The following is a 9,109-nucleotide window of genomic DNA, read 5'->3' on the forward strand; positions in this document are numbered from 1 at the left end:
AGCATCGGCAAAGGATGACGGCGCAGGCCGCGGCGTCGCGGCATCGTCGTCGTGAACCGGGCGCGTACGGACTCGAGCCCTGTCCGGGTCGGCCGGCGCGGCATCGCCCCGGCCTGGTTTGTTGTCGGCGCCGACGGAAAGCGTATTCCGGCAACGACCGCTGGCAGTCTCGCACGGCGCCCCGCGGCGAGGCAAGAACTTTGTGAAACGTTTTTACGAACTTGCCTCTGAGCCTTGCGCAATGGTCCGGCCCTGGCTTAGTGTCACCGGCGAGCGCTTTCCCACACCCCCGCCGCCGGTGCGCATACGGACCGCACCGGCGGCGGGCTCGGCCCGCCCTGCGTAGGTGCTGCCCATCATCGCCGAGCGGGTCGCGGGCACCCGCCTCTCGCCGTCGTGCATCGTGTCGGCGCGGGACTTACTCTGTACCCATGGCCCCTCGCCTGCCGCGACCGTCCGTCCCTTCCGCCCCGTCGATGCCGACGCCGAGCGGTCGCCGCGGCGCCCGTGCGAGTGGGGCGGGAGCCGTGCTGATCGTCGCCACGATCGCGCTCGCGGCCTGCACGGGCGGTGGGCCCGACGGGGGCGACTTCGGCGACGGCGACTTCGCCGACGACGGCTGCACGAGCGTGGTCGTCGCCACCTCGTCCGAGAAGGTCAACATGCTCGACGCGCTCGCCGACGCCTTCAAGGAGTCGCCGCAGCACGAGCAGCTCGACGAATGCGCCACCGTGCACCCGATCAACGTCTCGTCGGGCGACGCGACGCGGTTCCTCACCTCCGGCGGCGACTGGCCCGACGAGAACCCGCGCCGCTGGCCCACGATGTGGTCGCCCGCATCGACGGTCTGGACCGACCGGGTCGCGGCCGCGGCATCCGCCTCCCTCGTCGGCGAACCCGAGTCCTTCACCCACACGCCCGTCGTGTTCGGGGTGCCCGAGACGATGGCAAAGGCCCTCGGCTGGCCCGGCACCGAGATCGGCATCGCCGACTTCGAGGCGCTCTGCCAGGATCCGCAGGGCTGGGCCAGCGTCGGCAAGCCGCTGTGGGGCTCCTTCAAGATCTCGAAGACCAATCCGAACACCTCGACGACGGGGCTCTCGGCGATCCTGATGCAGTCGTACGAGGCGTCCGGCAAGTCGTCCGATCTCACGGCGGACGACGTGGCTGCCGCGGCGGAGTTCTCGCGCGTCTTCGAGGAGTGCGTGATCCACTACGGCGACACCACCGGCAAGGTGCTGACGCGGCTGTACGACGAGACCCAGAACGGCGCCGGCGGATCGGGCTACGTCTCGGCCGTGGCGCTCGAAGAGACGTCGCTGCTCAACTACAACCAGGGCAACCCCGACTCGCACACGGTGCAGCCGGGCGAGACGCTGACGCCGCCGAAAGAGAAGCTCGTCGCGGTCTATCCGTCGGGCGGTTCGATGTGGTCCGACAACCCCATCACGGTGCTCGGTGCCGACTGGGTGACGGACGTGCAGGCCACCGCGGGCGCCGCCTTCGCCGCCTTCCTGCAGACGGATGCCGCGCAGGAGATCCTGCCCGAGTACGGCTTCCGCCCGCTGGACTCCGACGCGCCGCTCGGCGAGCTGTTCACCGCCGAGTACGGCGTCGACCCCGCCGGCCCTGCGGTCACCCTCCCCAAGCCGGCCGTCGACGTCGTGTCCGCGGCGATCGATCAGTGGACGCAGATCCGCAAGCCGTCGTCGGTGCTCGAGGTGATCGACATCTCGGGCTCGATGGACGAGGCGATCGGCGACGGCCGCTCCAAGCTCGACGGCGCCATCGAGGGCGCGCAGTCCACCCTCGGGCACTTCCGCTCCTCGGACGAGGTCGGGGTCTGGGCCTTCACGACGGGTGTCGAGTCGGAGGCCGGCAAGAACATCGTCGTGCTGCGCGATGTCGAGCCGCTCGCCTCCGACCGCGAATCGGTGGATGCCTCGCTCGACGACCTGCGCTTCGCCCACCGCGACGGCACCCCGCTCTACGACGCCATCGCGGCGGCATACGACGAGATGATGGCGCGCGCCGAGCCCGGCCGCATCAACGCGATCGTGCTGCTGTCGGACGGACAGGACACCGACTCGACGATCTCGCTCGACTCCCTCGTCGCCCGGATCGGCGCGTCCGCCCGCGAGGGCGGCGACGACGCACCGGTGCGGATCTTCCCGATCGCGTACGGCGAGGGCGCCGACACCGCCGCCCTGCAGCGCATCGCCGAGGCGACCGGCGGCCAGTGGTTCGACGCGTCGGACGCCGCGAAGATCGATCTCGTTTTCGCGTCCGTGATCAACAACTTCTAGGCGTGACCGGATGATCGTGGCGGCCGATGGGCAGGGGTACGTGGACGACGCCGTCGAGGGCATCGGCGAGGACGGCGTCTACGTCTCGTCCGAGGTGCCGGACGCGGCGGCGTTGGAAGACCAGCTGGAGGCGCAGATCGGCGATGAGTCGATCGGCGTGGCGGTGTTCTCCGACAACGCCGGGATCGAGGCATCCGGTCCGGAGATCGTGGCGCAGCTCGCCGCGGCCCATCCCGAATGCCAGACGATCATCGTGGCTGTCGGCGACGACCTGTCGGCCGGCTCGCGCGTGCTCGAGCAGGGTGAGGCGATGCGCATCGCCAACGAGGCGGAGGGACAGGCCGGCGACGTCGACATCGCCCTCACCGAGACGATTCAGGGCGTGATCGCGGCGACTCCGGACCTCCCGGCGGGCTCGACCGACGCCGGGCCGTTCGTCGGCATCGCCCTCGGTCTGGCTGTGCTCGTCGCCGCGGGGGGCACAGTCTTCGGCATCGCCCGTTCCCGGGCTCGCCGCCGCAATCGGCCGGCCGCCGGCCGTCACCCGCTGCCCGAGCCCGTGCGCACCCACGTGCAGACCCTGCAGGCCCTGACGGCCGAGTACGCGCGCGCCGGCGCGGCCGGCGTCGCGCAGGCGGGCGAGGTCGCCGCGCAGGTCGGACTCATCGCCCAGAACACCACGGAGCTGTTCGAACGCCTCGACCGCAAGGGCGAGGAGGGCCAGCGCCCCATCGCGGCGGTGGAGTACGGCGAGACCCTGCGCAAGCTGACCGGCGCGCTCGACCGCGACTACCTGCTCGACATCCTGACCCATCCCGACCTGTGGGACGACCCGGTCGAGCGCGTCCGCGAAGTCCGCACCGCGCTCTCGTCGTTCTCGACCGAGCTCGTCGAGAACATCAAGCAGGTCAACGCGCGCCGGGGCCTGCACTTCCAGGTGTCGCTGGACGGGCTGATGGGCCGGCGCAAAGAGCTGCAGGACTGGGACCGGGCGTTCGAGCGGGCGGACGGCGACGCCGGTCCGGTGCCGCACGGCGACTAGAATCGACGGATGCCGCGATCCGTGGCATCCGCACCCTCGTGCATCCCCCACCCGACCATTGGAGCCACCGTGGCCGAGCAGTCCCGCCTCGACAAAGTCATCGCCCTCGCCCGTCACCGCGGGTTCGTCTTCCAAGCGGGTGAGATCTACGGCGGATCCCGGTCGGCATGGGATTACGGTCCCCTCGGCACGGAACTCAAGGAGAACATCCGCCGGCAGTGGTGGCAGACCTTCGTGCGCGGCCGCGGCGACATGGTCGGCCTGGACTCGTCGATCATCCTGCCCAAGCGCGTGTGGGAGGCATCCGGTCACGTCGCGACGTTCACCGACCCGCTGGTCGAGTGCCTGCAGTGCCACAAGCGCTTCCGCGCCGACAACCTCATCGAGGACTTCGAGGCGCGCAAGGGCCGCAAGGCCGAGAACGGCCTCGCCGACGTGCCGTGCCCGAACTGCGGCACCAAGGGCCAGTACACCGAGCCCAAGGCGTTCTCGGGTCTCGTGAAGACGTACCTCGGCGTCGTCGACGACGAGAGCGGCCTGTACTACCTCCGCCCCGAGACGGCGCAGGGCATCTTCGTGAACTTCGCGAACGTGCTCACTGCGAGCCGCAAGAAGCCGCCGTTCGGCATCGGCCAGGTGGGCAAGGCGTTCCGCAACGAGATCACGCCGGGCAACTTCATCTTCCGCACGCGCGAGTTCGAGCAGATGGAGATCGAGTACTTCGTGCCGCCCGCCGATGCGCAGGAGTGGTTCGACCACTGGGTCGAGGCGTGCTGGAACTGGTTCGTCGACCTCGGCATCGACCCGGCCAACATGCGCCGGTTCGATGTGCCCGAAGAGGACCGCGCGCACTACTCCGACGGCACGATCGACGTCGAGTACCGCTTCGGGTTCGCCGGCAAGGAGTGGGGCGAGCTGATGGGCGTCGCCAACCGCACCGACTACGACCTCGGCAGTCACAGTGAGGCGTCGGGCCAGAGCCTGTCGTACTTCGACCAGGCGTCGGGCGAGAAGTACATCCCGTACGTCATCGAGCCCTCGTTCGGCCTCACCCGCGCGATGATGGCGTTCCTCGTCGACGCGTACCACGAGGAGGAGGCGCCGAACGCGAAGGGCGGCACCGACACCCGTACGGTGCTCAAGCTCGACCCGCGCATCGCCCCCGTCAAGGCCGCGGTGCTGCCGCTGTCGCGCAACGAGCAGCTGTCGCCGATCGCCCGCGAGGTGGCCGAGGTGCTCCGCGGCGAATGGAACATCGACTTCGACGACGCCGGTGCGATCGGTCGCCGCTACCGTCGGCAGGACGAGATCGGCACGCCGTTCTGCGTGACGGTCGACTTCGACTCGCTCGACGACCGTGCCGTCACCGTGCGCGACCGCGACACGATGGGCCAGGAGCGCGTGCCGCTCGATGGCCTGCACGCCTACCTCGCGGAGCGCCTCCAGGGCGCCTGACCCGCAGGACGACGGATGCCGCGACCCGCCGGGGTCGCGGCATCCGTCGTTCCCGGCGCTGAAGCTGGGCCGTTCGCCGTCCTGACGGGGTGTTGCCGGAACAGGTGATCTGACGAGCGAAGGCTGATCTCTGCGGAATCGTCCTGTTCTCGTCAGATCACCTGATCTCGGGCGCTGGAGGCGGCCCTCAGGCGGGCGGGGCTCAGGCGGGCGGGGGTGTGGCGAGGCCGCGCCACACGGCGGCGATGGTCGCGGCTGTGGCGTCTTGCCAGGGCACGCCGTCGAGGAGGTCGTCGGTCGCGAGGGTCGCGACGCCGTGGACAGCGGCGAACGCGACGAGCGCCGCCCGCTCGGGCGGGCCGGGTGGCAGTTCGCCGGCGTCCTGCGCGGCGCGGAAGAGGGCGACCAGCGCGGGCATCGCGATGTGACTGACCTCGACGAGCTCGGGCGACGCCGCCGGGTGGTGCTTGGCCGTGTACATCGTGCGGAGGATCGCCGGATGCCGCACCGCGAAGCCCACGTAGGCGTCGCCGGCGGCGCGGAATCGGACGGCGAACGATCCCGCCGTCTCGACGGCCTCCGCCAGTGAGGCGTTCAGTCGCTCGAACCCCAGCACCGCGACGGCGTCCAGCAGCGCCTGCTTGTCGCGGAAGTGCCGGCCGGATGCCCCGTGGCTGACGTCGAGGTCGCGCGCCAGCTGTCGTAGCGACAGCGCGTCGGTTCCCTCGGCGTCGACGACCTCCCACGCCCGGTCGAGCAGCGCCGCGCGAAGATTGCCGTGGTGGTACGAGCGCTCCGTCACGGTCCCCACCCTAGCGCGATGTTGGCATTGACAACAATGCTGTCGGTGTCTACATTTGCGACATGACCGTCACGTACCGCGGCACGACCGCCCTCATCACCGGAGCCAGCGCCGGGCTCGGCACCGAGTTCGCCGAGCAGCTCGCCGCCCGCGGCGCCGATCTCGTGCTCGTCGCACGGCGCGAAGAGCGCCTGCGCGAGCTGGCGGAGCGGCTGGAAGCAGCGCACGGCATCAGGGCGACGGTGCTCCCGCTCGACCTCTCGCGGGCGGATGCCGCCGCCACCCTCCGCGCCTCGCTCGACGAGCGCGGCATCCGCGTCCAGACCCTCGTCAACAACGCCGGCTTCGGCATGAAGGGGGCCTTGGCCGACGCCGACCCCGGCCGGATCGCCGAGATGGTGCAGGTCAACGTCGCGAACCTCGTTGCCGTGACGCGCGAGCTCCTGCCGGAGCTCGTCGCCGAGGGTCGCGGCGCTCTGGTGAACGTCGCGAGCACGGCGGCCTATCAGCCGTGTCCGAACATGGCGGTGTACGGCGCGACGAAGGCCTTCGTCCTCAGCTTCACCGAGGCACTCGCGTACGAGACGCGCGAGAGCGGGCTGCGCGTCCTGGCGCTCAGTCCGGGCGCGACCCGCACCGAGTTCTTCGACGTGGTCGGCACCGAGGACGCTGCGGTGGGCCGTTTCCGGACGCCGGCACAGGTGGTCGGCCTCGCGGTGCGTGAGCTCGATCGCGGTCGGCGCCCGAGCGTCGTGTCGGGATGGGCGAACGCGGTGAGCGCGAAGCTCGCCGGCCTCATGCCGCGGCGACTCACGCTGGCGGTCAGCGGGCGCGTGCTGCGCTGAACCTGCGGCGGCCGCAGGCCCCGCGGGCGGTGCGACCCTCCGGCTCGGCGTGTCGCCCGTGTTACGGGTCTGTGACTCAGTCGCGTGGCGCCCTCTGCCACGCCTTCATAAGTGGCTGATCACAACATATATCGCAACACGGTGTGTCTCGGGTGCGTTTACAACGTTTGTAAATTCCTCCAGGATTGCTTGCGGGAGCGCTCCCACACCTGCTTGAGTCGACCCATCGATCGGCATGGACGCTGACGGTGCGCCGCAGCATCCGGTGACCTCCCCTGCCGAGAGAACAGCCGCCGCGCGTCCGTCTCGTCCGCGACTTCAGGAGTTTCGGCGTGAGATTCAGCACCATCGGCAAGGCGCTCCTCGTGGGCGTGGGATGCGCGGCGCTCATCGGAGCGGCGCTGCCCGCGACGGCGGCCGCAGGAGGCGAGGGGTTTCAGCTCACGCCCCCCGAGGAACAACAGGCGGTGACCCTCATCACCGGCGACCGGGTTACCCTGCACGACGGCGCCCACGGTCCGGTCGTCGAGTTCGCTCCCGCGCAGCGCGAGTCCGGCGCACCGGTCAGCTACGCGAGCTACGGCGACGAGGAGCACTACTACGTGATCCCCTCGGACGTGGCAAAGCTCGTCCCGACGGAGCTCGACCTGAGCCTGTTCGACGTGAAGGCCCTCGCGGAGGTCGCATCCGACGACCGCCTGCCGGTCATCGTGCAGTCGACTGAGCCGACGGATGCGAAAGCCGACGCCGCCGAGTGGGAGGCGCTCTCGGTCGACCCCGACCGCACACTCGAGTCGATCGACGCGATCTCGGGCGACGTGCCCGCCGAAGGTGCGCCCGAGCTCATCGAGGCGGCGTCCGCGGGAACCTCGGTCGAGAAGGTGTGGCTGGATGCCCCGACCGAGGCGCTCGACGCGATCTCGGCGCCGCAGATCGGCGCCCCCGCGGCGTGGGAGGCGGGCCTCGACGGCACGGGCGCCGTCGTCGCCGTGCTCGACACGGGCATCGACACCACCCACCCCGACCTCGACGAGGGCGTCGTGATCGGCGAGCGCGACTTCACCGGAAGCGGGACGGCGAAGGATGCTGCCGGCCACGGCACGCATGTGGCGTCGATCGTCGCCGGCACGGGCGAGGCCTCGGGCGGCGCGAATCGCGGTGTGGCGTACGGCGCCAAGCTGTTGAACGGGCGCGTGCTCAACGCCGCCGGCTTCGGCGAGACCTCCTGGATCATCGATGCGATGGAGTGGGCGGCCGCGGAAGGCGCCGACGTCATCAACATGAGCCTCGGCGTCAGGGGCGAGTACACCGACGGCAAGGACCCCGGAGCCCTGGCGATCGACTCGCTCTCGCAGCGCTACGACACGCTGGTCGTCGTCGCGGCCGGCAACGAGGGGGCCCGCGGTGCGACGACGGTCACAACCCCCGGCACCGCGGACAGCGCCCTGACGGTCGGCGCGGTCGACGAGTGGGACCAGCTCGCGGGCTTCTCGTCGACCGGGCCGCGCTTCGGCGATGCGGGCGTCAAGCCCGACGTCACCGCGCCGGGCGCGTGGATCCTGGCGGCCCGTGCGGCCGGCACGCGGCCCGACCTGCCGGCCGGCGACATGTACCTCTACGACGGGGGCACGTCGATGGCGGCGCCGCACGTCGCCGGTGCCGCGGCGATCCTGAAGGCGGCTCGCCCCGACCTCGACGGCGAGGCGCTGAAAGCGCTGCTCATGGGCACCGCTCAGCCGACGGTGGGCAACATCTGGCGGGAGGGCGCGGGCAAGGTCATCATCCCCGCCGCGATCGCCGAGCCGCTGTACGCCGACCCGGCCTCGCTGTCGGTCGGGGTGTTCGCCTCGCCGCGTTCCACGCAGAGTCCCCGCACGACGACCATCGACTACACCAACACCTCGGGGACGCCCTTCACGCTCTACCTCTCGACCGCGGCTTCGGGCTCGGACGGCGCTCCGGCAGCGGAGGGGACCGTGACGCTCTCGAGCGATGTGGTCACCGTCCCGGCCAGGGGCACGGCATCCGTCGACGTCACCGTCGACCCGCGCGTCGACGACCCCGGCTTCTACACGGGCACGGTGACCGCAGCCGGGCCCGGCTTCGCGCCCGTGCGCACGGTCATGGGCTGGCAGGTCGAGCAGGACCTCGCGCACCTGCACTTCGAGGCCCTGCAGCCCGACGGCACGCCGGTCATCTCGTGGAGCTCCGCGACCCTGTACAACCTCGACGATCCGTCGATGATCCACTCCGTGTCGTTCGTTCAGGGCAAGGCCGATGTTCGCCTGCCGCTGGGGCGGTACGCCATCCTCGGCGTGCTCGACAACAGCAAACCCGGCGCGGAGCTCATCAGCGGTGCGACGCTGTTCACGCGTGACCTCGACGTGATGGAGGTCGGCGACCAGACCGTGGTCATCGATGCGACCAAGGCCCTGCCCGTCACCGTCGACACCGAGAAGAAGGCGCAGGTGACCAACATCGAGCAGGTGCTCAAGCGCACTCTGCCCGGCTGGGGCTGGCCGGTGCAGCAGGCGACGAGCTTCAGCACGATCGTCACGCGGCCGGGGCTCCCGGAGCAGCTCTACGTGCTGGCCGAAGGGGAGCTGGCAGGCGAGGAGATCCTCACCGAGAGCTGGCTGCTCGGCGCACCGAAGCTCGA

Annotated in this window: 6 protein-coding genes; 5 read left to right on the top strand and 1 reads right to left on the bottom strand. The window is 70.7% G+C overall.

What is annotated here, in order from left to right:
• Window positions 1–527: 527 nt before the first annotated feature.
• The 3 genes from B1729_RS15650 to B1729_RS15660 all read left to right on the top strand — a co-directional run bounded on the left by B1729_RS15650 (window position 528) and on the right by B1729_RS15660 (window position 4,803).
• Entirely contained in the window at window positions 528–2,306 is a 1,779-nt protein-coding gene (locus B1729_RS15650; protein ID WP_163633705.1) for a substrate-binding domain-containing protein, read from the top strand.
• A 10-nt stretch (window positions 2,307–2,316) separates the two neighbouring features.
• Complete coding sequence (locus B1729_RS15655) at window positions 2,317–3,348, top strand: hypothetical protein (RefSeq protein WP_163633695.1); 1,032 nt, start codon at window positions 2,317–2,319, stop codon at window positions 3,346–3,348.
• 69 nt (window positions 3,349–3,417) lie between these two features.
• On the top strand, window positions 3,418–4,803 hold the full coding sequence (locus B1729_RS15660; protein ID WP_163616958.1) for a glycine--tRNA ligase: 1,386 nt from the start codon (window positions 3,418–3,420) through the stop codon (window positions 4,801–4,803).
• Window positions 4,804–5,005: 202 nt separating this feature from the next.
• Here the strand turns inward: B1729_RS15660 and B1729_RS15665 are convergent, their stop codons facing one another.
• Window positions 5,006–5,605, bottom strand: coding sequence for a TetR/AcrR family transcriptional regulator (locus B1729_RS15665; RefSeq protein ID WP_163633697.1), 600 nt, complete (start codon window positions 5,603–5,605; stop codon window positions 5,006–5,008).
• Window positions 5,606–5,667: 62 nt separating this feature from the next.
• On the opposite strand from B1729_RS15665, the gene B1729_RS15670 reads away from it, so the two are divergent.
• Together B1729_RS15670 and B1729_RS15675 are read left to right on the top strand one after the other, a co-directional pair.
• The gene (locus B1729_RS15670) at window positions 5,668–6,450 is read left to right on the top strand and encodes an SDR family oxidoreductase (RefSeq protein ID WP_163633699.1); all 783 of its coding nucleotides are present in this window, start codon (window positions 5,668–5,670) and stop codon (window positions 6,448–6,450) included.
• 332 nt (window positions 6,451–6,782) lie between these two features.
• A partial coding sequence (locus B1729_RS15675) for a S8 family serine peptidase (RefSeq protein ID WP_163633701.1) occupies window positions 6,783–9,109 on the top strand: 2,327 nt, incomplete at its 3' end.

The sequence above is a fragment of the Microbacterium sp. B35-04 genome, from assembly GCF_010634885.1.
Classification (GTDB): Bacteria; Actinomycetota; Actinomycetes; order Actinomycetales; family Microbacteriaceae; genus Microbacterium.

Coding starts and splice junctions, on each gene's coding strand:
- B1729_RS15655 (WP_163633695.1), top strand. CDS start 2,317: ATGATCGTGGCGGCCGATGGGCAGGGGTACGTGGACGACGCCGTCGAG.
- B1729_RS15670 (WP_163633699.1), top strand. CDS start 5,668: ATGACCGTCACGTACCGCGGCACGACCGCCCTCATCACCGGAGCCAGC.